Origin of the sequence: Pseudoalteromonas rubra (assembly GCF_000967655.1) — a bacterium.
GTDB classification, from domain to species: domain Bacteria; phylum Pseudomonadota; class Gammaproteobacteria; order Enterobacterales; family Alteromonadaceae; genus Pseudoalteromonas; species Pseudoalteromonas rubra_A.
This window is the reverse complement of the sequence record NZ_JXYA01000054.1, coordinates 56,355-81,204: the sequence shown is the minus strand read 5'-3', so window position 1 is coordinate 81,204 and position 24,850 is coordinate 56,355. Positions and strand designations below refer to the sequence as shown.

At 49.6% G+C, this 24,850-nt stretch carries 29 protein-coding genes; 16 read left to right on the top strand and 13 right to left on the bottom strand.

What is annotated here, in order from left to right; all coding sequences use genetic code 11:
* Window positions 1–122 precede the first annotated feature (122 nt).
* The 8 genes from TW77_RS20280 to TW77_RS20245 form a co-directional block, all read right to left on the bottom strand.
* Window positions 123–734: a superoxide dismutase gene (locus TW77_RS20280; RefSeq protein WP_046006790.1), complete on the bottom strand. Its 612-nt coding sequence runs from the start codon at window positions 732–734 to the stop codon at window positions 123–125.
* Window positions 735–750: 16 nt separating this feature from the next.
* On the bottom strand, window positions 751–1,254 hold the full coding sequence (locus TW77_RS20275) for a hypothetical protein (RefSeq protein ID WP_046006789.1): 504 nt from the start codon (window positions 1,252–1,254) through the stop codon (window positions 751–753).
* A gap of 219 nt (window positions 1,255–1,473) precedes the next feature.
* Window positions 1,474–2,334, bottom strand: a complete 861-nt coding sequence (yghU, locus tag TW77_RS20270; protein ID WP_046006788.1) for a glutathione-dependent disulfide-bond oxidoreductase — start codon at window positions 2,332–2,334, stop codon at window positions 1,474–1,476.
* Window positions 2,335–2,477: 143 nt separating this feature from the next.
* Window positions 2,478–5,042, bottom strand: coding sequence for an Ig-like domain-containing protein (locus tag TW77_RS20265; RefSeq protein ID WP_046006787.1), 2,565 nt, complete (start codon window positions 5,040–5,042; stop codon window positions 2,478–2,480).
* Window positions 5,043–5,115: 73 nt separating this feature from the next.
* Window positions 5,116–5,955 (bottom strand): mechanosensitive ion channel family protein, encoded by an 840-nt coding sequence (locus tag TW77_RS20260; protein ID WP_046006786.1) that lies wholly within the window; start codon window positions 5,953–5,955, stop codon window positions 5,116–5,118.
* 73 nt (window positions 5,956–6,028) lie between these two features.
* Window positions 6,029–6,721 carry an LrgB family protein gene (locus TW77_RS20255; protein ID WP_046006785.1) on the bottom strand — a complete coding sequence of 231 codons (693 nt, stop codon included), beginning with the start codon at window positions 6,719–6,721 and terminating at the stop codon, window positions 6,029–6,031.
* Window positions 6,714–7,070 carry a CidA/LrgA family protein gene (locus TW77_RS20250; protein ID WP_052713286.1) on the bottom strand — a complete coding sequence of 119 codons (357 nt, stop codon included), beginning with the start codon at window positions 7,068–7,070 and terminating at the stop codon, window positions 6,714–6,716. The genes TW77_RS20255 and TW77_RS20250 overlap by 8 nt, the downstream gene beginning before the upstream one ends.
* A gap of 70 nt (window positions 7,071–7,140) precedes the next feature.
* Window positions 7,141–7,935, bottom strand: coding sequence for a crotonase/enoyl-CoA hydratase family protein (locus TW77_RS20245; RefSeq protein ID WP_046006784.1), 795 nt, complete (start codon window positions 7,933–7,935; stop codon window positions 7,141–7,143).
* A 226-nt stretch (window positions 7,936–8,161) separates the two neighbouring features.
* Here TW77_RS20245 and TW77_RS20240 point away from each other — a divergent pair, with 226 nt between their 5' ends.
* The 3 genes from TW77_RS20240 to TW77_RS20230 are packed head-to-tail and all read left to right on the top strand — an operon-like array spanning window position 8,162 to window position 9,774.
* Window positions 8,162–8,479, top strand: a complete 318-nt coding sequence (locus TW77_RS20240; protein ID WP_046006783.1) for a DUF440 family protein — start codon at window positions 8,162–8,164, stop codon at window positions 8,477–8,479.
* Window positions 8,480–8,493: 14 nt separating this feature from the next.
* Window positions 8,494–9,321, top strand: coding sequence for a DUF481 domain-containing protein (locus tag TW77_RS20235; protein ID WP_046006782.1), 828 nt, complete (start codon window positions 8,494–8,496; stop codon window positions 9,319–9,321).
* Window positions 9,322–9,333: 12 nt separating this feature from the next.
* Window positions 9,334–9,774 (top strand): hypothetical protein, encoded by a 441-nt coding sequence (locus TW77_RS20230; RefSeq protein ID WP_046006781.1) that lies wholly within the window; start codon window positions 9,334–9,336, stop codon window positions 9,772–9,774.
* Window positions 9,775–9,799: 25 nt separating this feature from the next.
* Here the strand turns inward: TW77_RS20230 and TW77_RS20225 are convergent, their stop codons facing one another.
* Both TW77_RS20225 and TW77_RS20220 read right to left on the bottom strand, forming a co-directional pair.
* Window positions 9,800–10,285, bottom strand: coding sequence for an FKBP-type peptidyl-prolyl cis-trans isomerase (locus TW77_RS20225; RefSeq protein WP_046006780.1), 486 nt, complete (start codon window positions 10,283–10,285; stop codon window positions 9,800–9,802).
* Between the two features lie 11 nt (window positions 10,286–10,296).
* Window positions 10,297–11,214, bottom strand: coding sequence for a YgfZ/GcvT domain-containing protein (locus TW77_RS20220; RefSeq protein WP_046006779.1), 918 nt, complete (start codon window positions 11,212–11,214; stop codon window positions 10,297–10,299).
* A 161-nt stretch (window positions 11,215–11,375) separates the two neighbouring features.
* Between TW77_RS20220 and TW77_RS20215 the strand changes: the two genes are divergently transcribed.
* Both TW77_RS20215 and TW77_RS20210 read left to right on the top strand, forming a co-directional pair.
* Window positions 11,376–11,627 (top strand): succinate dehydrogenase assembly factor 2, encoded by a 252-nt coding sequence (locus tag TW77_RS20215; RefSeq protein ID WP_046006778.1) that lies wholly within the window; start codon window positions 11,376–11,378, stop codon window positions 11,625–11,627.
* A gap of 40 nt (window positions 11,628–11,667) precedes the next feature.
* The gene (locus tag TW77_RS20210) at window positions 11,668–12,018 is read left to right on the top strand and encodes a protein YgfX (protein WP_162197976.1); all 351 of its coding nucleotides are present in this window, start codon (window positions 11,668–11,670) and stop codon (window positions 12,016–12,018) included.
* Between the two features lie 25 nt (window positions 12,019–12,043).
* On the opposite strand, the gene nadB is transcribed toward TW77_RS20210, so the two are convergent.
* Complete coding sequence (nadB, locus tag TW77_RS20205) at window positions 12,044–13,654, bottom strand: L-aspartate oxidase (protein WP_046006776.1); 1,611 nt, start codon at window positions 13,652–13,654, stop codon at window positions 12,044–12,046.
* A gap of 258 nt (window positions 13,655–13,912) precedes the next feature.
* Here nadB and rpoE point away from each other — a divergent pair, with 258 nt between their 5' ends.
* Genes rpoE through pdxJ form a run of 10 tightly spaced genes read left to right on the top strand, consistent with a single transcriptional unit; the run spans window position 13,913 to window position 22,311 of the window.
* The gene (gene rpoE / locus TW77_RS20200) at window positions 13,913–14,497 is read left to right on the top strand and encodes an RNA polymerase sigma factor RpoE (protein WP_046006775.1); all 585 of its coding nucleotides are present in this window, start codon (window positions 13,913–13,915) and stop codon (window positions 14,495–14,497) included.
* Entirely contained in the window at window positions 14,494–15,093 is a 600-nt protein-coding gene (locus tag TW77_RS20195) for a sigma-E factor negative regulatory protein (RefSeq protein ID WP_046006774.1), read from the top strand. Before rpoE ends, TW77_RS20195 begins: the two co-directional genes overlap by 4 nt.
* On the top strand, window positions 15,094–16,047 hold the full coding sequence (locus tag TW77_RS20190; RefSeq protein WP_046006773.1) for a MucB/RseB C-terminal domain-containing protein: 954 nt from the start codon (window positions 15,094–15,096) through the stop codon (window positions 16,045–16,047). It abuts the gene before it with no gap.
* Window positions 16,044–16,502, top strand: coding sequence for a SoxR reducing system RseC family protein (locus TW77_RS20185; protein WP_046006772.1), 459 nt, complete (start codon window positions 16,044–16,046; stop codon window positions 16,500–16,502). The genes TW77_RS20190 and TW77_RS20185 overlap by 4 nt, the downstream gene beginning before the upstream one ends.
* A gap of 58 nt (window positions 16,503–16,560) precedes the next feature.
* Window positions 16,561–18,348 (top strand): translation elongation factor 4, encoded by a 1,788-nt coding sequence (lepA, locus tag TW77_RS20180; RefSeq protein WP_046006771.1) that lies wholly within the window; start codon window positions 16,561–16,563, stop codon window positions 18,346–18,348.
* A gap of 11 nt (window positions 18,349–18,359) precedes the next feature.
* Complete coding sequence (gene lepB / locus TW77_RS20175) at window positions 18,360–19,295, top strand: signal peptidase I (protein WP_046006770.1); 936 nt, start codon at window positions 18,360–18,362, stop codon at window positions 19,293–19,295.
* A 1-nt stretch (window position 19,296) separates the two neighbouring features.
* The gene (gene rnc, locus TW77_RS20170; RefSeq protein ID WP_046006769.1) at window positions 19,297–19,974 is read left to right on the top strand and encodes a ribonuclease III; all 678 of its coding nucleotides are present in this window, start codon (window positions 19,297–19,299) and stop codon (window positions 19,972–19,974) included.
* Complete coding sequence (gene era, locus TW77_RS20165) at window positions 19,964–20,866, top strand: GTPase Era (protein ID WP_046006768.1); 903 nt, start codon at window positions 19,964–19,966, stop codon at window positions 20,864–20,866. Before rnc ends, era begins: the two co-directional genes overlap by 11 nt.
* Window positions 20,867–21,574 carry a DNA repair protein RecO gene (gene recO, locus TW77_RS20160; protein ID WP_046006767.1) on the top strand — a complete coding sequence of 236 codons (708 nt, stop codon included), beginning with the start codon at window positions 20,867–20,869 and terminating at the stop codon, window positions 21,572–21,574.
* A 5-nt stretch (window positions 21,575–21,579) separates the two neighbouring features.
* The gene (gene pdxJ, locus TW77_RS20155) at window positions 21,580–22,311 is read left to right on the top strand and encodes a pyridoxine 5'-phosphate synthase (RefSeq protein WP_046006766.1); all 732 of its coding nucleotides are present in this window, start codon (window positions 21,580–21,582) and stop codon (window positions 22,309–22,311) included.
* 44 nt (window positions 22,312–22,355) lie between these two features.
* Here the strand turns inward: pdxJ and bcp are convergent, their stop codons facing one another.
* Window positions 22,356–22,826: a thioredoxin-dependent thiol peroxidase gene (gene bcp, locus TW77_RS20150; RefSeq protein WP_046006765.1), complete on the bottom strand. Its 471-nt coding sequence runs from the start codon at window positions 22,824–22,826 to the stop codon at window positions 22,356–22,358.
* Between the two features lie 10 nt (window positions 22,827–22,836).
* Complete coding sequence (locus TW77_RS20145) at window positions 22,837–23,370, bottom strand: glycine cleavage system protein R (RefSeq protein WP_046006764.1); 534 nt, start codon at window positions 23,368–23,370, stop codon at window positions 22,837–22,839.
* 323 nt (window positions 23,371–23,693) lie between these two features.
* Between TW77_RS20145 and bamC the strand changes: the two genes are divergently transcribed.
* Window positions 23,694–24,761: an outer membrane protein assembly factor BamC gene (gene bamC, locus TW77_RS20140; protein WP_046006763.1), complete on the top strand. Its 1,068-nt coding sequence runs from the start codon at window positions 23,694–23,696 to the stop codon at window positions 24,759–24,761.
* The last annotated feature ends 89 nt before the right edge of the window (window positions 24,762–24,850 follow it).

Sequence of the window (24,850 nt, the reverse complement as noted above, 5' to 3'; positions counted from 1 at the left end):
GAAAATAGGGTCGATAACCAGGCAAAAATTTTGATGTTTAGTCGTTCTAAATAAGAAATTTTTAACACAGTTAGCGTCATATTTGATCCGTCAAATGGAACAAGTATTAAGTGAAATTGGTATTAATCAATGGCGGCGATAAAACGGCGTTCCACTTCCTGCCAGTTAATCACTTTGTAAAAGGCTTCAATGTACTCAGGCCTGCGATTTTGGTATTTCAGATAATAGGCGTGCTCCCATACATCAAGGCCCAAAATGGGTGTCATGCCGTCCATCAACGGGCTGTCCTGATTCAGCGAGCTGGTAACCTGCAGACACTTTTGCGCATCAATGACTAACCATGCCCAGCCACTGCCAAAGCGACTGACAGCTGCCTGGGTAAACTGGCCTTTAAAGGAGTCAAAATCGCCAAAGTGTTTATCAATGGCATCACAAAGCACACCGGGATGTAATTGCCCGCCTTGCGGCGACATGATCTCCCAGAATAGGGAGTGGTTGTTGTGACCGCCGACGTGGTCGCGCACCGCACCGCGTAAAGCGTCGGGTAGATCCTGAATATTGGTCAGCAATTCGATACTGGATTGGTTTGCAAATTCACTGCCCTCAAGCGCGGCATTGGCTTTATTCACATAGGTCTGGTGGTGCAGGGTGTGGTGGATCTCCATGGTTTTACTGTCAATATGCGGCTCTAACGCATCATAGGCGTAAGGTAATTTGGGCAGTGTAAATGCCATACTTCTCTCCTTTGGATTAATGATAAGGGTGTGCTGAAGGTGGGGTGTTGAGTACCGAAGTCGCCCAGCTGACCAGGTTTTTGTGTGCCTGGTGGTTGGCAATAAAGTGCATTAACTCTGTACGCGTTCTCATACCGTGGCGCATTGCGATGAATCCAACCTGAGGGTTGGCATGATCGCCGAGCTGGGCCAGCTGCTGGTGTACTGCTATGAGCTGCTCACAGGCTTTGTGTGGCAATGCCATGGCCAGGTAGCAGTCGGCCAGGTTATGAGCGGCAACGACGAGGGCCGGGCAGCAATGCATCAGCGCCTCTTCCTGAAGTTGCCGGTCATACTGATGCGTAAAGTGCGCGATTAAATTGCTCACCAGATACAGGGCACTTTGATAGTGATCTCTGGCGCGATAGAATGACTGATTTTCAAACGCACAGTTACCCGCGGTGATCGCTTTTTGCCAGGGGGCGAGTGCATGTTCGTATTGTTCGGCAGTGCAATTTGGCGCAGTTTCGGATTGCAGCATAGATAGCTCCTCCTGTTGATGGGCAGTGGTTCAACACCACATAATCGGCTTATTATAAACATAAAAACACAAATGCAAATAATTGTCATTTATATTTATGTGTTTTCTATCTTGCAGTTAGTCGCTGGCCACCTGATGGACTAAAGGGAGAGGGGAGCACAATGGCTTACCCTCTGTGAGGGTAGGTAAATCAGCGCGTGCGGGGCACGCGCTGGATAGTTAGGCTTTTAGTGCCAGCACGGCGTCAATATCGGCTGCGCTGTGGCGCTCAGGCAGCTGCTCCCAGGACTCACCAAAGGTGCGGTTAACTACCCGGCCTCGTTGTACCGCAGGACGTGCGCCAACTTGCTCAGCCCAGCGCACCAGGTGCTCATACTCGTGCACCTGCAAAAACTCGCCGGCATCGTATAGCTTGCCCAGTGCCAGGTTGCCATACCAGGGCCAGATGGCGATATCGGCAATGGTGTACTGTTCGCCTGCAACATAGGTGTTGTCTGCCAGGTGCTTGTTCAGCACATCCAGCTGCCGCTTGGCCTCCATGGCAAAGCGATTGATGGGGTACTCCTGTTTTTCATCCGCATAAGCATAGAAGTGACCAAATCCGCCGCCGACAAACGGCGCTGAACCTTGTGCCCAGAATAACCAGTTAAAAGTGTTTGTTCTTGGTGAGCCAGATGAGGGTAATAAGTGGCCAAACTTTTCCGCTAAATAAACCAGGATAGAAGCGGATTCGAAGACTTTGACCTCTGTTTCGCCTGATTTATCGACCAGGGCGGGAATTTTTGAGTTTGGATTAACGTCAACAAAGCCAGAAGAGAATTGCTCACCTTCACCAATATTGATTAGGAAGGCATCGTATTCAGCCTCGCTTACTCCAAGTGCCAGCAGCTCTTCCAGCATAATGGTGACCTTTTGGCCGTTTGGTGTTCCAAGCGAGTACAGTTGCAAAGGGTGCGCACCGACAGGGAGTGCCTGTTCATATCTGGCACCGGATTTCGGGCTATTAATATTGGCCCATTTATTATCGCTACTGGACTGATGTGTCCACACTTTGGGCGGCGTATAGGGGGGATTACTCATGAGATCTCCTTGAATATCATTGGCACTGACCGGATAAACCTCACCTTAGCGTTAATTATGCCGATCTGCCAGAGGCAAATGGTAAGAACAAGCCCTAAATAGGGTAACGGTCAGCAGAGTGCCGTTACCCCGTAGCTGGGAGCTTATTGCCCCTGATTCATTTCAGTGAGCTTATTACCAACGGGCACTGAAAAGTTGTAGCCATCGAATTTATCCCAGTTGATGGACCAGGTCATCACACCGCCAAAAGCCGGGTAAGGCTGGCTGGGCGCAATGGTGCCGCACTGTGTGCCTTTTGTCAGGCAGTCCAGCGCTGCAATGATATTGGCAATGGGTGCCTGACCAGAATTGGCAGATTGCGGGCCGGATGGCAGGCCAATAGCGACCTGATCATCTCTGAGCGGCATAAAGCGACTGCCATCGGCAAGATCAAACCCTTCAATCAGCATTTTGGCGTGTGCGACCATCATATTGACTGAGCCTTCCGGTGCACTGCCCGGCTCGTAAGGATTGGGCAGTCCACCATTGTTGTAGAGCTGCACATGCAGTAAATCCAGCGTGTCTCTGAGCTCGTTGATAAGTGGTATATATGCGCCCCAAATGCCGGAGTAGGCAATCATACCGCCATGAACGTAGGGATGTTCCGGCGCCATGGTGAGCACCATATCACCACCGATATTCTGCTCTATCTGCTTAATTGCTCTGGGCAGGCGGGCTTGTATCTGAGAACCGTGTAACAGGTTTGAGCCACTTTCAAGGTCGATATCCAGGCCGTCAAATCCCCACGCCTGAATAATGGCCGTGAGACTACTGACAAAATTCGCTTCATCGGCATCGGTATTTAAGGTGATGGTGCCTTCGGCGCCACCCAGGCTGAGTACAAAAACTTTGCCCTGGGCCTGCAGTGCCTGCATATCGGTTTTGAATTTAGCGGGGTCAATGGGTGGGCAGTTAGAGCGAATGTCCTTCTCAAACGGTTTGAAGTGAACCGTGCCGTTAGACGAGCGGTCGTTCTCAGCAAAGGCAATGTCAATGATGTCCCAGGCGTCGGAGATCTGATCCAATGGAATAGGGCAGCCAGCCGGATTAACAAAGTTATGCCAGTAGCCTATGAGTTTATGGGTCTTGCCAACCGGTGGAGCAATCACAGTGACAGTGGCGGCCGGGCTGTTTGTGGTATCTCCCGATGTGCTGGTCGCAGTTGCATAGATGCTGAGCTGTCCAAGTGTTGCGGGAGTGTAATTAAACTCATAAGGTGCCTGAATATCGCTAGCAACTTTTACCCCATTGGCATAAAAATCGACCATAGAGATCTGACCGCTGAGCGCCTGAGCATTAGCTTTGATAGTGACCGCATTACCCAGAACATAGCGTGTGCCTGAGGTCGGAGCGGTTAAATCAACCACCAAAGGCTGATCTGTCACTGTAACCTGGATGGTTTGCTGGCTCTGATTGCTCTCGTTGTCGGTTGCAACGGCACTGAGTGTAACTGGCCCGGTGTTGCCTGGCGTCCACTCAACAGTCAGTGCATTTTGCGCGGTGCTGCCAAGTAAGGTTTGATCAGCAAACAACTCTAGCTGCGAAATAGCCCCGTCAGCATCGGAGGCACTGACTGCGATTTGTGTCGGCTGGTTAAGCAGCAAAGTGGCATTGTCGTTAGGCTGACTAAAACTGATCTCCGGCGCGATTGCACAGATCCCTAAATCGCTCCAGGCGTCCTGCCAGTGCTGGCCCACACCGGGCTCATAGGCCCACGCAGCACTGGAGCTGCACCAGCCCGCAATGTCGCAGCGGTATTTGCGATTATTATGGGCGACCAGTTCACCATTTTGATAGCTTTGCCCCGCGCGATAAGTGCTCAGACCTGCACAGCCGCCAGAGCTTGCGGCGCTTACCTGAATTGTTACACTGGCTTCAGCGGTTGCGCCTTTGTCGTCTTGTGCAATGACTCTGAGCTGCTTGCTACCGGGGCTCACGGTCACAAAATCATGGCGAAAAGGCGGGGTGTTGAGTGTTGTCAGACGCTGCGCATCTTGCCACATTTCGACCTGCACAACCTGGCCATCGGTGTCAGTGGCTTGCACAGCAAGGCTAACGGTATCGCCAACTTTAAATGCCTGGTTGTTTGTCGGTGTTTCAATGGTGAGAGCCGGGGGGACATTGCCGCTGTCATCGCGCACTGTGATGTCAGCCGTTGCGGGTTTACTCAGATTCCCTTTGGCGTCTACTGCCACTGCACTCACTGTGTGCAGGCCCAGCTGTGCTGACCAGGTAAGTTGGTAAGGAGGTTGGCTGAGTATACCGACGCTAATGTCATCGACAAAAAACTCAACCTGAGCAAGGTCGCCATCCTGATCGCTAGCATTTGCAGAAAAAACAGCGCTGTCATTTTTGTTCAGCACAGCACCGTCTGACGGGCTTAGCAAAGTAACCAAGGGGGCGCTGCCGCTGATGCACTGGCCAAGTTGTCGCCATACGTCAAAGGTACCTGAATTATTTGCCGGCAGTTCATTTTGATTGAACCATTTTGCTTCATAGGCTTGCGCCTGAGCACGTACTTGATCCCCTTTGCGGTAAACCGTTGAGCTGGACCACTCGGCGAGGGCGCGACAGTCATAGTTGGCGGTATCGGCCTGAGCCCAGCTGTGCACTGCAATCATTTGCAGGCCCGCAGCACAGCATATCTTCATTAACTTTCTTGTGTTCATAGATCACTCCGTTTTACATGTTGTATGTTTTGTAGACAAAACATTGACAGCATAGAGTGAAAAATAGCCAGGATCAATCTGCGGACGTATGCTTCTCTTTGATAGTGACAACCCGCTGCGGGAATGGGATTTCTATCTTGGCAGCCTGAATTGCGGCATAAATGGCACCATTGATAGTCAATTTATGCTCGATGATCTGTGTGGTCGGTACCCAGTAACGATAGCTGATCAGTACGGCACTGTCGCCAAATGCTTCTATCCCAACCTGGGCTTGTGGCGTGTCTGCGACGGCGTCATAATCGGCCAGAATTCGATTAATAATCGCAATGGCCTGCTCGGCGCTGGCACTGTAAGCAATACCAATTTCTCCTTTCACCAATGAGTGGGCGAAGGAATTTTGCATAATTTCACCAATGATATGCTTGTTGGGAATGGTTATCTCGACCTTTTCTTCATTGATCAGGATGGTATGGCCCAGTTCAATACTCTTTACCTGACCGCAAACCCCTTTAACGGCTATGGTGTCGCCCACCACAAATGGCCGGGTGGCAATGATGGCCAACCCAGAGCCGTAGTTAGATAACATGCCCTGCACCGCTAAACCTGCACCCAGTGAGGCCGCACCAATTGCCGCCACAAAGGGAGTGACACTGATCCCTATTTTGCCGAGCGCTATGATGGTAAACATAATGATGATCAGGACTTTGACCACATTACTGATGAAGTTTGTCAGGGTGACGTCAATATTATGCTTGAGCATGAGGGTTTCGGTGGCTTTGGCGAGCTTTTTCGCCAGCCATAAGCCGAGGATCAGGATCACCAGCGCACCCAATAATTGCATGCTGTAAGTGACCAGGTAATCTCGGATCAGCACGTAGTAATGTTCAATTTGTGCGATTTCTTGTTCTATCACAGTGTGCTCCTGCGTGGCTGTCACGGCAATTCATGACAGCTTATTGGTTGATGATAAAGTGATTTCTATCAGTTTAGCTGATTATGCCCTGTAACAGAGTAAAAAGCACCGGGACCCAGCTTGCGGTGATCACGGCACTGATTATCATTGCAGCGGAGGCAAACGCACCAGCAGCAGGGTGATGTTCCATCGCGGCCGCTGTGCCAATTGCGTGACAGGCCACGCCCAGCGCAATTCCTTTAGCCTGAGGCTGAGTTACTCCAGCTAAACTAAGCAGTGACAAGCCAAAGACGCCGCCCAGTACGCCAATGAGAATCACCATAATGGCGGCAACCCCGGGCAAGCCATTCAGCGAATCCGTGACAATCAATGTAATGGGGGTGGTGACAGACAAAGCCATAAGTGAAGCGCTCAGTGCCGTGGATGCGCTAAACAACTGACAGAGCAAAAAGGCCAGCAGGGTTGCACTGGAGATCCCAACAAAACTGCAGGCACAGATCAAGACAAGATAAGGTCTGATTGCATGGAGCTGCTGGTACAGCGGCAGGGCAAGGGCCACTACAGCAATCTCAAGGAAAAAGCTGATTGGTGTTGTTGCATTGCGATAGTCAATATAATCAATGTCGCTGATGAGTAAACAGGCGCTGATGAGCACAATGCATAGCAAAACGGGATTCAGCACAGGTGAGCGCCAACGGTGATTTAGGCGTCGCATGACAAAAAATAACACCAGAGTGACTGAGCAGCCCAGCAACATATTAATCATAGTATCTGCCTTTGCTTGCCAGTTTTCCTGTCAGGAGCAGGCCCAGTGCCGGTACCAGGATGAGCACACTCACCAGCAGCCAGGCATTTTCACCAAGTGTGTCCAGATAGCTAATCAATCCGACGCCGGCAGGGATAAAAAATACGGCCATATACTTTAAAATTGGCCCGCAAGAAGGAAGTAAGTACTCGCTTTTTACTGTGCCAATCTGGAGTAAAATAAACAGTAGCACGAGCCCAAGTAACGGGGCTGGCAAACTCAGGGCAAAGGCAGCCGTGGCCAGTCTGGCCGCCCACAGGCAGCCAATCAGAATCGCAAGGGATGCGATAAATCGCAGAGCAATCATCATAATAGACACGTTTTCGATTAAGCCTGTGGGTATTCTGAGCGCAATCCGTGCGCCTCACAATGCGACCTTATTACCATTTCCCGCGCGGACGATATGGTTTGGGCGTGTCAGGCTGACGGCCATTGTACATAGCCGTGCGGGTATTTTTGGACAGCAGCAGCTTTATCTGCAACCAGGTTTCCTGCCATAACAACTTACGCTGTGGCGGGTGGTAAGCCGTATTGTACAGGCACTTTATGGCAGCCAGCGCATCCGGTGACACCCGCGCAAGCTGACTTAATCGTTGCTGGATATTGGCCAGCGGGTCGTCGCAGACTTCTGTCACCAGCCCAAGCGCTTTGGCCTGCCCGGCATCAATACGCGTCGGATTAGAAGCCAGCCAGAGCGCCTGATCATGACTTACAATGCCAGGCAGCATCAAACTGGTACTCATATCCGGACACAGCCCCCAGCGGGCTTCCATAATGGCGAACTGAGCGTCAGGTGAAACAATACGATAGTCAGCGCCCAAAGCGATGTGTAAACCGCCACCCAGACAGTTACCCCGTACCAGGGCAAACACAGGCACGGGCAGAGCGCGCCAACCCAACGCAACCCGCTGTACCAGATTGGCATTACCGGGTAGCCATTTGCTAATTAGCGAGAAGATATTGCGGGGGTTTTTCATGACGGCGCCGACATCCAGGCCAGCGCAAAAATGCGCTCCCTGACCCTGGATCACCACAGCGCGTAACTGGCGATCGCGCCTGAGTGTACGGATGATCTTATCTAACTGTCTGAACATCTCGTAAGACAGTGCATTTTGCTTTTCGGGCCGGGCCAGGGTGACCCAGGCGATGCCGTCAGTTGTCTCTAACTGGACCATATCTGTTTCCTTCTTTCGCGCATCATTATTATTCTTGTCGGTTTGCAGGGCTAGCATAGAGTATTTACTTTAACGGTGCCAGTACTGCTGATGGCACACCGGGCAGGTCAAATACCGTTTTTCATGTATTTGGACGATATTTTTGCTCAAACTAACTAAAAGCCATAGCCTTGTAAATTTGCAATTTGCTACTATACAACTCAATTTTGACAGACGAGGTAATGTAATGTCTGCACGTTTAAGTTCCATCGAAGAAGTATCGCAACAAGCCTATGATATTTTCCTTGAGCTCGCCGCTGACAACCTGACGGCCGAAGACGTTGAGCTGTTCGACAGCCACAGCGAGGAATTTGGATTTATCGAAGACAGTGTCCCCGATGACAGCTGGCAGTCACTGGTCGCTTATGAACAAGAAGCAGAGGCGGAGCACTTTGTTCAGGTGATCGTGGGTCTGGAGCTCGATCAGGGCGATACCGTTTTTGCCAAGATCCTGATAAGCCGCGACCTGGATGCGCCTTTTTGCCACATTGTCTGGAAGCAGTAAGAGAAATCACTGTAGTGAAGTACGCCATTTTTTTCCTTTATTGCGCTGGGCTCTTGCTCAGCGCCCGGGCTTTTGCCGTCGATCCATTCGAAGATTTTCATGAATATGGGGAGTTGTCAGACGAAGAGATCCACGCGTTGCATGAGGGAGAGTTTTTGTATGGTGACGTTGAGCTGGGTGTATTGCTTAATCGGGGCAATACCAGCAATACGGCATTTAAACTTAAAAGTAACTTGTATCAAGATTTTAAGTACTGGCGTAATCAGTTCAAGCTCGACGGGGCATACCGGCGGGAAGTCGACCCGGATACTAAGATTGAAGATGAAACCGCGTCTCGCTACTTCATCTCCGCGCAGGGCAACTATAAAATAGGCGAGAAGAATACCTCGTTGTTTTTATATGGCGACTATGAGCGGGATGAGTTCAATGGTCGCGAGTACACCACCACGTTTGTTGTGGGCTATGGCAAGCGGATTTTCGAAGGACGCAAGAATACCGTCGACGTTGATCTCGGTCCGGGCTTGTCTATGTATCGGCGCGAGGATGAGGTAGAACTGGCGCCTGGGGAGCAAAGGGTTGAACGAGGTCACTTGTTACGTGCGGCATTACAGTGGGAGCGCACCGTATCAAAGCGAACCCGTTTTAATCAGGACATCAGTTATGAAAAATCAATGTCGGGTCTCGGCGCTCGGATGTTTTCTGAAACGGCATTGATCAGTCAGGTAATGGGCGGGGTTTCAATGAAAGTCGCTTACACCTATCGCTATCATTCTCAGCCAGAAGAAGGCAAAGAGAAGGTGGACAGCGAAGTGGGTGTCACACTTGTTTATAGTTTTAATTAGGTAGTGAAGTGCATGTATAAAAACACGCAATGGTCCTGGATAATTTGGGCGTTTCTGGGTTGGTTTGCCACTTTTGTTGCTATGGCAATCTATTTGTTAGGCCACAATGCGCTGTTATACGGATTTATTGGTATTCTGGCGTTGATAGGTTATTTGTTCTATGGGCTGACACTGGAAGTTGACCAGAAACAGCAGACCGTGAGCTGGTGGTTTGGCCCGGGTGTCCTGAAGAAAACGGTCAATGTAAATGAGTTGCAATCGTTCGCGGCAGTGACTAACTCATTTCGTCATGGTATCGGGGTGAAGATCACGCATGATGGCTGGGTGTACGCGGCACATGGTTTTAAAGCCATTGAGTTTGTGCTTGAAGATGGCACACAATATCGCATTGGTACGAACGATCAGGCGGGTGTATTTGCCGCCCTTGAGCAAATAAAAGAAAGCGCCCAATAGGCGCTTTCTAGTGTTTATGTGTGGATTAGTGATGGTGGCCACAGCCGCCTTCACTGTGTACATGCCCATGCTCCAGCTCTTCGGATGTGGCTTCGCGCACTTCGAGAATTTCAACATCAAAGTTTAACGTGATGCCCGCCAGCGGGTGGTTGCCATCAACGATAACATCGTCACCTTCGATGCCGATCACAATCACGGTTTGCTCACCTTCGTCTGTGGTTGCACGAAATTGCATACCGACTTCAACTTCCATTTCCTCGAACATGCTTTTTGGTACAGCCTGCATCAGGTTATCATGACGCTCACCATAGCCATTTTGCGGCTCGACACTGACACTGAACTTGTCACCCGCTTGTTTGCTCATCAAGGCATCTTCCAGGCCCGAAATCAAATAACCCGTACCAACGATAAACTCCAGAGGTTCATCATCAAAGGTGTTGTCTATGCTGTTGTCATCGTTGTCCAGTACAGCGTAGTGCATTTTTACAACGGTATTCGGGGCAATCTTCATAATATTTCCGCTTAATTGTCTTCTAAAGAGTAGGGTAGTGGCTGGATAGCCAGCGCTACGTCCGGGTGTGTTTTGCCGCGCAAAACGGATGCGTCGGTTAAATCGTTGGCCATTACAGCCAGCGCATAATAGTCCTGACTTGTGCTGTCGTAGGCCTGGTGGATCACTTTACCGGCCCGGCGCCAGTTATCACCATCCAGTTGTATTTCAAGTTCGGATTCCCGCGGATGCGCTGCAGCCTGACCTTTGACGATATACAAGGCACGTTTGTTCTTACCCAGGTAACGCATTCGGGCCACCGTTTCCTGACCAGTATAGCAGCCTTTTTTAAAGCTGATCGCGCCGAGTGCCTGCAGGTTCACCATTTGAGGAACATACTCGTCAATGCTTGACTCGCCCAGCTGTGGCTCGCCGGCCAGAATCGAAGCGGTCTCAAACGGCGTCGGATCTGTGTGTAACGCTATGCCTTGTGGCAAGGTGTAGCCGTGCTCTACAATCAGCAGAAGTCGTTGGCTGTCCAGTTGCAGTGCCTTATTATTGCCAGCAAATGTACAGGCATTGGCCTCCTGAGCGAAGGTGAGTCCGAGCTGCTCGCTAGTGTGTGTCATGTCATCGGTCAGAATACCAATAACCTGATGGTGGGTGATCTCAATATCAACTTTGGCGAACACGCCATATTTTTTTAACTCACGGCAGGATGCGTCGGTTTCGGCCTGGGAGCCAAGTAGCAGATAGGAGTCGTTTAACTTACTCAGCCTGAGCGTTGCCCATAATTTGCCTTTGGGGCTGCAATGCCCGGCCCACAGGTAGTTATCATCCGTCAGCAGATTGAGATCCTGGGTGACCTGGCCATGCAGGTAACTCAACTTATCGGCGCCGCTTACAGAGATCAATTGTAAACTAAGAGGATATGCATTTGCTTGTGCCATCTTATTGATCCTTGTTGAAGAATTTACCTAATATTACCGTAATTCTCGCAGCTGAGATAGGCGCCAAAGGCAGGATTATTGTTTATTCACCCAGTTAACGTGCACCGCAGGATACGTTATAATCGCCTCGACACGACAAATTTTAGGGGTATGTGGAAATTATGGCTGAGTTGTATTCAAAAGCCCGCACAAAGTGGGCATGTCGCCGTGGCATGCTAGAGCTGGATATTTTACTGGAGCCTTTCGTTGACGAAGCGTATGACCAGTTATCTGAGCAGGATAAACTAGTGTTTCAACGTTTACTGGAAGTTGAAGATCCCGATTTGTTTGCCTGGTTTATGGGTCATGAGGCATGTCCTTATCCCGAGCTGGATGCGATGGTAAAGTTCGTTCTTGACCGGGTCCGCGCTTAGCTTTTACTTCACACAGAACACACCAGACCACAAATTCATCGTGGTCTTTTTTTGCTGCCTGGCTTTGGCCCTGATCATCGCAGCGCCAACTCTTTGGTGGTGGCATAGTGGCACCTGCTTGTTGGGTTATTACTTTGCCAGATACAAGGCGCGCCAATACTTTATACCTTCAGGGCAGCTCGGCGTCTTGCCGGAGCAAGGCTTGGTGTTTGTATCGGCTTCGCAGCAGCACTGGCAGGGGCAGTTAAAGGCAGCGCACCTGTATTTTCATAGCGCTTTAGTGCTGAGCGTTAAGACCGAACAGGGCACCCGGCATATTGGCGTGATGCGCCACGCAATGGATGAACAATACTGGCGACAATTATGCCGCCAGGTATTGCAGATGATATGAGCCCGAACTTCGGGCCCGAATGGCATTAACGTTTGATTTTGCTGGGCGTGAGCACCGTTGGTGCGGTGGTCTGGGCACTGTCTGGGTAGTCGAGCGTATAATGCAGTCCACGACTTTCTTTTCTGGCCAGCGCGCTGCGAATGATCAGCTCTGCGACTTGCACCAGGTTACGCAGCTCCAGCAGGTTATTGCTGACTCTGAAGTGTGAGTAGTACTCCTGGATTTCCTGTTGTAATAACTCAACCCGACGCAGTGCCCGCTCCAGGCGTTTGGTCGAGCGTACAATGCCAACATAGTCCCACATAAACAGCCTGAGTTCATGCCAGTTGTGGGTGATCACCACCTCCTCATCTGAGTCACTGACCTGGCTTTCGTCCCATTCCGGCAGCTGTGGCGGCAACGGCTGGGTATCCAGTTTGGCGAGAATGTCCTTGGCAGCGGCGTGAGCAAACACAATACATTCAAGTAAAGAGTTACTGGCCATACGATTGGCGCCATGAAGCCCGGTATAGGCGACTTCGCCGATGGCGTACAGATTGCTGATATCGGTCAGGCCATTGAAGTCCGTCATCACACCGCCGCAGGTATAATGTGCGGCGGGCACCACCGGGATAGGCTCTTTGGTGATATCCAGGCCTACACTCAAACACTTGGCGTAAATGGTCGGGAAGTGCTCAATAATGAAGTCTTTGTCTTTATGAGAAATGTCCAGATACACACAGTTGGCACCGAGGCGTTTCATCTCGTAGTCGATGGCGCGGGCCACCACATCACGGGGCGCTAATTCTTCCCGATCATCAAAATCTGGCATAAACCGGGTGCCGTCGGGGCGTCTTAATAAAGCGCCTTCGCCACGCATGGCTTCGGTGATCAAAAAGTTTTGCAGCTCAGGGTGGTACAGGCTGGTTGGGTGAAATTGATTAAATTCCATGTTGGCAACGCGACAGCCGGCGCGCCACGCCATTGCAATCCCGTCGCCGCTGGATACGTCCGGGTTAGACGTATAAAGGTACACTTTACTGGCGCCACCGGTTGCCAGCGCAACAAACTTAGCGGTGACAGTTTCAACTTGATTGGCACGACGGTTGTAAACGTACAGGCCATGCACCACCTTTTGCCCTGAAGCGCCATGAGTAATGAGATCAATGGCGTTATACTGTTCCAGCAGCAAAATGTTGGGGTGTTCCTGAACGCGTTCAATCAAAGTCGACTGGACCGCTTTACCTGTGGCATCGGCCGCATGCAGGATACGGCGATGGCTGTGGCCGCCTTCACGCGTCAGGTGAAAACGCTCCTTTCCTTTGCTGTCGAATTCCATATCGAATGGCACGCCCTGCTCAATTAACCATTTCAGGCACTGCTTAGCGTTAGACGCGGTATAATGTACGGCTTCTCTGTCGCACAGTCCTGCACCTGCTGCAAGAGTATCTTCCACATGGGATTCAATGCTGTCATTTTTCTTATCAAACACCGCAGCAATGCCGCCTTGTGCGTACAAGGTTGAGCCTTCACGCAGGTCGCCCTTACTGAGTACCGTGACGCGACAGGTGTTGGCCAGCGACAGGGCCAGGCTTAGCCCGGCTGCGCCGCTGCCGACGATAATGACATCTGTTTGGTGCTGAACTTGTTCTTTCATGTTAGTGGGTCTTAGCTAATTAAACCTGATATTCTGTGTGTTGTGATAAATCTGCTATGCTTAGCGCAATGTTGCCGCGCGCTGTTTTATCCGACACCGAATACGTTTATGACGTGACAATACGCGGTATTTTAAAAAAAATATCAAAAAAACAGAACTTTTTATTCAGCACTAAGTCAGAGTAGCTGTAAAAGATGGCAACAATGCGCGACAATGTGTGTGAAAAACAAGTAATAGCAAAGAGGAGTACCGGCTCGAATGAGCGAGCAGGATTTAGATTTAGAGATAGTTCGGCGTGTTCAGCAAGGAGATAAAAATGCGTTCAATTTGTTGGTTGCCAAATATCAGAACAAAGTTGCAGCATTGATCTCGCGTTACGTGTCCAATTCGGGCGACGTGGCCGATGTGGCACAAGAAGCGTTTATTAAGGCGTACCGGGCTTTACCCAATTTTCGGGGTGACAGTGCATTTTATACCTGGCTGTACCGGATTGCCGTTAATTGCTCGAAGAATTATCTGGTGGCACAAGGGCGTAAACCGCCGGCAAACGACGTAGATGCAGAGGAAGCCGAATTTTATGATGGCGCAGAGCAGCTCAGGTCAAACGCATCTCCGGAAAGCTTGTTGCTTAGCGATGAGATCAAGGCAGTGATTTTCAGGACCATTGAATCGCTACCAGATGATCTTAAAACGGCAATTACGCTGCGTGAGATTGAAGGCATGAGCTATGAGGAAATCGCTGTTGTGATGGATTGCCCGGTGGGCACCGTCAGATCGCGGATTTTCAGAGCGCGTGAAGCCATTGACAATAATATTAACCCACTCATAGGTAATAGTAGATGACGCAATCAAACTTTAATGTCAAAGACGGCCAAGTTACATCCAGTATTCTCGATGCCGAGCAGGCACTGGATAACGCCAGTCAGGCACAGTTCGATGCAGATAAGTTTGCCCGCTACGCGCTGATAGGTGATGCAATGCGTAGCCAGCAAAATCAGGCTCCTTGCATAGATATTACCGCCAGCATAGCGGATGCACTCGCCGATGAAGCTACTTATGGCGAACAGGTATCACAACAGCAACCACAAAAAGCCCCTCAGGAAGACAACGTTGTTACCTTGTCGAACTGGCGCAAGCCTTTGGCTCAGGTTGCAATTGCAGCCAGTGTGTCTTTGGTGGCGGTGCTGGGAGTGAGCAATTATAGTCCGCAGGAACAAGCCAATGGCGACTTTCCTGTGTTACAATCCACACCGGTAACCGGTTCGGTGTCGCCAGTGAGCCTGTCTTCAGAGCCTGCACTGGAAAGTGCTGAAAAAGGTTTAAGAGAGTTGCAACAGCAACGTATTGGTGCACTGGTACTTGAGCATCAGCGCCAGTCCAGAATGGCACATGCCCTGGCTCAACAGGCACAGCAAGAAAAAGAGGAACAAGCAAAGTAGATGAAGTGGTTTGCGTTACTACTGGGAGTGGGCCTGAGTGCCCAGGTTGTTGCCAGCGAAATCATTAATGCAAAACAGCTGCTCACTGATATGTCTTCTGCCATTCAGGAGCGTAACTTTGATGCATCATTTGTGGTGGTGAAAGGCAAGGGGATGGAACCGTACCGCTGGATCCACGGCAAAGTGGACAACAGTGAACTGGAAATTCTCAGCCGACAAAACGGTGCTGGCCTGGAAGTGGTGCGCGTCGATAATAAAGTCACCTACTTCGAGCCACAAACCCAACCTTATTCTATCGAAACCGATGCCATAGCGGGCCCCATTCCGGAAATTTTGTTTGGCGAAGTGGGCAGCCTGTCGAACAGTTACGATTTTGTGCTCGGTGGTAAAGAGCGAATTGCCGACAGAGCCGCGCAGCTTGTTCGCTTAGTATCTAAAGATGAACATAAATACAATTACTGGCTGTGGATTGATATTCAATCTGCGCTGCTGCTTAAAGCCGCCTATGTCACCCAGCAAGGTGAAGTGTTAGAGCAGTTGCAGCTCACCCACATCAGTGTGACCGAGCAACCGGCGCCACCGCTGATAGAGTTGAGCAGTAAAGACTTTCCTATGCCTTTAGCGTCTCTTGCGCCGGCAGAAAGCACGCAAAAATTGCAAAACAACTGGCGTATTGGCTGGTTGCCAGAAGGTTTTAAACTACTCAAGTCGGACCGTCACAAGCTTGACTTGAACAATGAACTGGCGGATTACTTTTTGTTTTCCGACGGCTTGGTGGAGTTCTCCGTATTTGTACAAAGACCCTTGTCGGGGCAAAGAGCCAGCGGCGCGCTCAGTTCTGGCGCAACCACAGTGTATGTCCACAACTCCGGTGCATTTGACGTTTCTGTGGTTGGCAAGATACCAACAATGACGGCCAAGGCAATCGCTGAGTCGGTGACACGGCCGCTATGATAGAACAAACGCTTACCGTCTCGCGGGTTGAACGCGATACTGTCTGGCTCGTTGCCGAAGACAAGCCGGCTTGTGCCGGCTGCAATGGCAAGTGCGGTTCACAGATCTTCAGCAAGCTGTTTGGCAGCAACAAAAAGGCCTTGCCCATAGTGTGTGAGGAATCCGTACAGGTTGGACAAAAAATGACCCTGGCACTGGATGACAGTAAAGTCGTCGAAAATGCACTTTGGGTCTATTTGTTACCGCTGGCAATGGCGTTTTTAGCCATGTTTGTTGCTCACCTGATGCTGGGGGTGTCTGAACCCTGGCAGATCCTGGCCGCTGCATTGGGTGGCCTGACAGGCTTTCAAATCGCAAAACAACGCACAAAAGCGCTGCGTCATGACATCAAAGTGATAAAAATTTATCCAATTAGCCTTCCCCTAACGCAAATAGATGGTGATTGCGCCAAATAAATTGTAAAATCGGCGTTTAATCTCTATTTGTGAAAAACAGAAGTTTAGAATCCAGTATATGAAGCACATCCGTAACTTTTCAATTATTGCCCATATAGACCACGGGAAATCGACCCTTTCGGACCGCTTAATCCAGGTATGCGGCGGCTTAACAGATCGCGAGATGCAGCAGCAGGTGCTGGATTCGATGGACCTTGAGCGAGAGCGTGGGATCACCATCAAAGCGCAGAGCGTGACACTGAACTATAAAGCCAATGATGGCGAAACGTATCAGCTTAACTTTATCGACACACCGGGACACGTTGACTTCAGCTACGAAGTATCACGTTCACTGGCTGCCTGTGAAGGCGCTTTGCTGGTTGTTGATGCCGGTCAGGGCGTAGAAGCTCAGACCCTGGCAAACTGCTACACCGCGATTGAAATGGACCTTGAAGTTCTGCCGGTGTTGAACAAAATCGACTTGCCGCAGGCCGATCCTTTGCGCGTTGCAGAAGAGATTGAAGAAATCGTCGGCATAGAAGCGCTTGAAGCGGTGCAGTGTAGTGCCAAGACAGGTATCGGTATCGACGAGGTACTGGAAATGATCGTGCGCGACGTGCCGCCACCAGTAGGTGAGCCGGAGCAGCCACTGCAGGCCCTGATCATCGATTCCTGGTTTGACTCGTACCAGGGCGTTGTGTCTTTGGTGCGTATCAAGCACGGTGAGCTGCGTCGTGGTGACAAGATTAAGATTATGTCGACAGATCAGACGCACATCGCTGATAAAGTCGGTATTTTCACCCCGAAACAAACCGAAACCGGGGTATTGAAAACCGGTGAAGTAGGCTTTGTCATTGCCGGTATCAAAGACATTCATGGTGCGCCGGTGGGGGATACCATCACCCTGACCAAAGAGCCTGCGAAAGAGCGTCTGCCAGGCTTTAAGCGTGTTAAACCGCAGGTTTATGCGGGTATGTTCCCGATTTCGTCAGACGATTACGAGAACTTCCGTGATGCACTGAACAAGCTGAGCCTCAATGATGCGTCTTTGTTCTTCGAGCCGGAGAATTCAACTGCACTGGGCTTTGGCTTCCGTTGTGGCTTCCTGGGTATGCTCCACATGGAGATCATTCAGGAACGTCTTGAACGTGAATACGATATGGATCTGATCACGACGGCACCGACGGTAGTGTACGAAGTGGAAACCAAAGATGGCGTTATCCAAATCGATAACCCGTCTGATCTGCCTCCGGTTAATGACATCATTGAAATTCGTGAGCCGATTGTAGAGGCCAATATTCTGGTGCCTCAGGAATACCTGGGCAATGTCATCACATTGTGTGTTGAAAAACGCGGCGTGCAGACCAAAATGAGCTACCACGGTAAGCAAGTTGCGGTGACGTATGAGTTGCCAATGGCAGAAGTAGTAATGGACTTCTTTGATAAGCTTAAGTCGACCAGCCGCGGGTTTGCGTCACTGGACTACAACTTTAAGCGTTTCCAGACATCCGACATGGTCCGTGTAGACATTCTGATCAATGGCGACCGGGTTGACGCACTGGCAATTATTGCACACCGTGAGAATTCTCAAGGTCGTGGACGCCAGTTAGCTGACGCACTACGCGAGCTTATCCCACGCCAAATGTTTGATATTGCGATTCAGGCTGCGATTGGTAACCATGTGATCGCGCGTACAACCGTGAAACAGTTACGTAAAAACGTCATCGCGAAGTGTTATGGTGGTGATGTCAGTCGTAAGAAGAAACTACTGCAAAAGCAAAAAGAAGGTAAGAAACGTATGAAGCAGCTGGGCAACGTTGAAGTGCCACAGGATGCTTTCCTTGCGATTCTTAAAGTAGGTAAGTAACAGGAATTATTATGGCAGGTTATTTTTCAGTATTTTTGGTGTTATTGACGCTCGGCTCGGGCTTGATATGGCTAATCGATCATTTGCTTTACGCGCCTAAGCGTAAGGAGCGTATCGCATTAGCACAAGGCGCGTCTGAGCAGCCGCTTGATGAGGAAACCATTGAGCAGATAGCACCTGTGCCTGCCATCACTGAAAGCGCAAAATCTATCTTTCCGATGATTGCTGCGATCACAGTGTTCCGCTCATTTATTTTTGAACCCTTCCAGATACCATCTGGTTCAATGATGCCAACGCTGCTGGACGGCGATTTTATCCTGGTACAAAAGTACGCGTATGGCATCAAGGACCCGGTCTGGCGCAGTCAGTTGGTTGAAGTGGACGATCCACAGCGAGGCGACATCGCGGTATTTAAGTTCCCGCTGGATGAGCGCATTGACTTCATCAAGCGCATTATCGGTTTGCCTGGCGATCGTATCGTGTATCGTGATCGTCAGCTATATATAAAGCCGCATTGCAATGAAGGTGAACAACAGCGCGATGGGCTGGCGTGTGGTGAGTTTAATAAGATTAACCTCGATATCGTCAACCGCGATGAATTTAAACAAGGTGCGATGCAAATGGTTCGGCTGACCGAAAGCCTGCCGGGTGTGACGCATGATGTACTGGTGACACCTCAGTTGCCCGAACTGACCGAGCGTTATTACCAGCAACCTGGCACTCGTCGTGATGAGTGGGTGGTGCCTGAGGGCAGTTATTTTGCCATGGGTGACAACCGTAACAACAGCCAGGACAGCCGTATGTGGGGCTTCGTACCGAAAGAAAACCTGGTTGGTAAAGCCGTATTTATTTGGATGAGTTTTGATTTTGAAAATGGCCCGGACAGCATTTTGCCTTCCTGGGTTCCAACAGGAGTTCGTTTCGAACGCCTAGGTAATATTCAGTAGCATGAAAAAAAACGTCACAGAATTATATAAAAAAATCGGTTACGAGTTCTCAGATCAAAGCCTGCTTGAGCAGGCAATGACGCATCGTAGCCATAAGGGGCAGCACAACGAACGCCTGGAGTTTTTGGGCGATTCGATCCTGAGCTTTGTTATTGCAAATGCCCTGTACAAACAGTTTCCTAAAGCGCGTGAAGGCGATCTTAGCCGCATGCGCTCAACCCTGGTACGTGGTCAGACACTGGCCGAGTTTGGCGTTGAGTTTGGTTTGGGTGATTACCTGAGATTAGGTCCTGGTGAGTTGAAAAGTGGCGGTTATCGTCGCGAATCAACTTTGGCAGACGCGGTTGAAGCGATTATTGGCGCGGTGTTTTTAGATTCAGACATCGAGACCTGTAAGACGTTGGTTTTAAAATGGTATGACACGCGTTTGGCGGCAATTTCTCCGGGCCACAACCAAAAAGACCCGAAAACCTTATTACAAGAGTACTTGCAGGCACGCAAGTTACCTCTACCCGGTTATACTGTAATTGATACTAAGGGACAGGCGCACAATCAGACCTTCACGGTTGAATGTATTGTGGAAGGGATGGAAAGTATTATCTCAGTAGGCAGCTCACGTCGTAAGGCGGAGCAAAAGGCCGCTGAAAAAGCACTAAAGATTTTAAAGAATGACTCCTAATACCCATTGTGGCATGGTCGCGATTGTCGGGCGACCCAACGTTGGTAAATCAACGTTACTGAACAAGCTGGTTGAACAAAAGGTCAGCATTACGTCTCGCAAACCGCAAACAACCCGACACCGTATCATGGGGATCCATACCGAGGATAACTATCAGGCGGTGTACGTGGATACACCTGGTTTGCATAGCGAAGAAAAACGCGCGATTAACCGTTTGATGAACCGGGCTGCCTCCAGCTCCATCGGTGATGTTGAGTTGGTGATTTTCGTTGTTGAGGGCACCTTGTGGACCAAAGACGATGAAATGGTACTTAACAAGGTCAAGGACAGTGGTCGTCCGGTTTTAGTGGTGATCAATAAAAGCGATCAGGTGAAAGATAAGAGCGAAGCGCTGATGCCGCATCTGCAATGGTTGTCGGAGCAGGGCGACTTTGTCGGGATCATTCCTATTTCGGCCAAACAAAACCGCAATGTGGATATGGTTAAAGCCGAAGTGCACAAGCATCTGCCTGCGTGCGAATTCTTCTTCCCGGATGACTATGTCACAGACCGCTCAATGCGCTTTTTGGCCGCTGAGATTGTGCGCGAGAAACTGATGCGTTTTATGGGCGACGAGTTGCCCTATTCAGTGACCGTTGAAATTGAGCAATTTAAGTGGCTCGACAACGGGGTGTGGCAGATCAATGCATTGATCCTGGTAGAGCGCGAGTCGCAAAAACGCATGGTGATCGGCAATAAGGGTGAAAAACTCAAAGTCATTGGCCGTGAAGCACGCCGCGATCTCGAAGAGATGCTGGATAACAAAGTGTTCCTCGAATGCTGGGTAAAAGTGAAGTCCGGCTGGGCAGACGATGAGAGGGCACTGCGTAGTCTTGGCTACGGGGAAGACTAATTGAACAATGACTTTCGACAAGCGTATTTGTTGCATCGCCGCGCGCACAGCGACTCACAGGTGATGCTCAATATGCTGGTCGAAGGAGTGGGCCAGTTGATGATGCTGGCCCGCATCAAAGGGCGACAGGCGCTCAGGCATAACGCACACCTGCAACCCTTCAGCCTGCTGTTAGTACGCTACAGTGGCCGTCACGATTTAAAATACCTGAACGACATCGAATTACATACCCAGCCTTTGGCGCTAAAAGGGCAAGTGCTGTATTGTGGCTTTTACCTCAATGAACTGAGTGCGCGGGTTATTCCCGTTAACGAGCCACTCGAATCAATGTTCTCGCTTTACCACCAACATTTATCTCAGCTCCATGCCCTTAGCGACAGTGCCAGTAAGCAGCAGTTTGAGCTGACCTTACGCAGCTTTGAATTTCAGCTGTTAGAGCAGCTGGGGTTTGGGGTCGAATTTGACTGTGACGCCGATGGTGAGATGATTGTAGAAAATGCGTATTATCAATATACCCGAGAGCTGGGGTTTGTCCGCACGGATGACAGGCATATAGGCTTTTCGGGCCGGGTACTGCACCAGATTGCTCAGCACGATTTTTCTGACGATCAGGTCAGGCGTCAGGCGAAAGGCTTAAGCAGATATTTACTCAGGCCATTACTTGGCCATAAACCGCTGAAAAGCAGAGAGCTATTTCAACCAAGGTAATAACAATGAAAGAGATATTATTGGGCGTTAACGTCGACCATATTGCCACATTGCGCCAGGCAAGAGGCACCAGTTATCCAGATCCGGCCCATGCTGCGGCAGTGGCTGAACATGCCGGAGCCGATGGCATCACTATCCATTTGCGTGAAGATCGTCGTCATATCCAGGACCGGGATGTGTATGTGATGGCCAAGACCATCCAGACACGCATGAACCTGGAAATTGCTGTCACAGATGAAATGCTGGATATCGCCTGTGAGGTTAAGCCTGAATATGTTTGCCTGGTACCGGAGAAGCGTGAAGAGCTGACCACAGAAGGTGGTCTGGACGTGATTGCGAATAAAGATAAGATCACACAGGCTGTGACGCGTCTGGCTGATGCGGGTATTAAGGTATCTTTGTTCATCGACGCGGACCCCAAGCAAATTGACGCTGCGAAAGACACAGGCGCGCCGTATATCGAGATCCATACTGGTGCCTATGCTGATGCCGAGTCAGACGCAGACATGCATGCTGAGCTGGAGCGGATCCGTAGCGGTGTTAAATATGCGCATAGTCTGGGTATTGTTGTTAACGCAGGTCACGGTCTGCATTATCACAACGTCAAACCCATTGCTGAAATGCCGGAAATTTATGAACTGAACATTGGCCATGCGATCATTGCCAGAGCGGCCATTGATGGGCTTGAGAAAGCAGTAAGAGACATGAAACGCTTAATGCTGGATGCTCGCAGCTAAGCGCGAAGAATGTAAAAAAGGGGCTCAATACAGCCCCTTTTTTGTTACTGGGCTGCCAGATAGTCAATCACGACCTGGTGGTGCTCTTTGGTCTTAAACTTATTGAATACGTGTTTAACCGTCCCATCCTGACCAATCAGAAAGCTGATGCGGTGGATCCCGTCATATTCTTTACCCATGAATTTTTTTAGTCCCCAGACACCGAAGGCGTCGGCAATGGCGTGATCTTCATCTGACAACAAGTCAAAGTTCAGCTCCTTTTTGGTTTCGAAGTTTTTCAACTTTTTCACCGGATCCGGGCTTATCCCAACCGCCACAGTATTAAACTGGGCCAATTGTTCTTTGTGGTCTCTGAGTTGTTCAGCCTGGACCGTACAACCTGGTGTCAGCGCTTTTGGGTAGAAATACACCAACACCTGGTTTGATCCCAGCAGTGTGCTGAGTGAAATGCTTTCACCATCTTGATTTTGTAAAGTAAATTGCGGGGCCTGAGCGCCTGCTTGTAGCGTATTCATAGGATGCTCCTTAACGAATGCGTCGAAAAATATAATCCAGATTTAGTGAGTTTGAGAGATGCTCGAACTGTATTTTAAATGCGTCGGCATCTACTTCAATGGGAATGTTAACTTCGATTTCACAGCGCATATGTAATGCGTCATTTTCTTCATAGGTATCAGATTTCAAAGAACTAATACTGATATTTTGCTCTGCAAAAAAGCGTGTCACTTTACTCAAAGTACCAGGTGCATCGAGTCCATTGTACTCCAGGGTATAACCGGCACTAAACTCATTTTGTTGATGGCTGGCGGTACGTTTCATCATGGTTAGTAAGCCCAGCTCCATGCCTTTGGTCGGCAAGGTATGCTCAACACGGCTGATTGCCGCCATGTCGCCTGACAACAACATAATGAAAGTGAATTCGTTACCGAGTATCGCAATACGGCTATCAATAATGTTGCAATTACATTCACTGACCAGCTTAGTCAGTTCACTGACGATCCCCGAGCGATCTTCTCCGATTGCGGTCAAAACCAATTGTTGGTTGGCAAATGTGGTCATTTAAGAACACCTTATACGCTGAGAATAGGGTAATGCCTGACGGCAAATTTTAGATGTATAGCCGTAAATACTAACATAACTTAGTAACTTGGGATACTGGCAGAGGGTTTTGCTGGCTCAGATATTGCGTCGCGCAGGCTCACATCTTGTGTTTACAGGGCGAGGCAAGTAACATAGGGCAAATTTTGCAAGTTGTTTAGGCTCGCCGGACGAAGATAAAAAGTTGTTCCGGCAGTGAACCAAATCGGCAATCCCCACTCATATAATGACGATATTCGTTTACCGTAAATAAATATAACAGGGTTTGCTAAGGAGTTTTATTCGTGCAGTATTGGGTTCCAAAAGCACTGACTTTAGGTGTTTTACTTGGTTTAACGGGATGTAGTGTATTTCCAAATGATGCACATAACAGCAAAAACTACCGCGTTAATGAAGGTATTAACGTGCCTGACGGACTTGAGCAGCCATATCAGGATCCGCAGTATAAGATGACGGTTGCTGTTTATGACAACAACTCGGATAGTGATGCTAAGCTGTACCGACCACCTCAGCAAGTACTGACCCTGGCACAGGGCAGCTGGGCTGAAAGCAAAGACAAAATCGCCAAAGTTTATTTTGATAAAAACGATGGCATCGAAGATTTATCTGCCTTTATCTGGGACTCTCTGGATGGCGTGCTGGTTAATCACAACACGGGGGTTGTTAAGGATGCCCGTCAGCAAGGGACCATAGAAACCGACTGGTACTCATTGATCAGAAAAGATGAGGGCTGGCTGTGGGAAGATATCGTTGAGGTTTCACGTCAACGTTTCGCCTTTACGGTGGAGCAAAAAGAACACCAACGTACCGCGTCTTTGAGTGCCAAGCTGCTAGACTATCAAAGCGATGAACAACCGCTGACAGACACACTGAAACAGCAGTTAGAAGTACGTGCGCTGAATGAAGTGATCGCAGAATTTGACTATCGCTACAGACTACTGGCCGTTGAGCTGCGTAAGCAACAGGGACTATTGTCTTTGCAAGGTGGCTTTGATCAGGATGGAAATGCTGCCATGCTGACGCTGGTCGAAAAGAGCGCTGTGATGGATCGCCTGTCGAACTTTTTGGAGCGGGTCAACTTTACCGTTATTCGCCTGGACAGAGAGCTCGACCAAGTGAAAATACGTTATGAAGCACCGGATCAAAGTGTCTGGGATTCTATCTGGGGCGAGGAAGCCACAGTGTTGCCAGTAGCAGACGGTGATTATATCGTCAAAGTATCTACAACGGACGATGGTCAAACGGCATTGACCTGGTTGGACAGTGAGGAACAGGTGCTGGATGCACAGACTATGGAGCTGTTGTTGCAATCTCTGTTAGAGGTGCTTCGCAGTCGAGGTCTGCAAATATAATATTTTAAATAAATCAAAATATTAAAATAAAAACAATGAGTTGAAGTAACATGAAAAAGAGCCTTACGCTCTTTTTCTTTTTAGTGGGT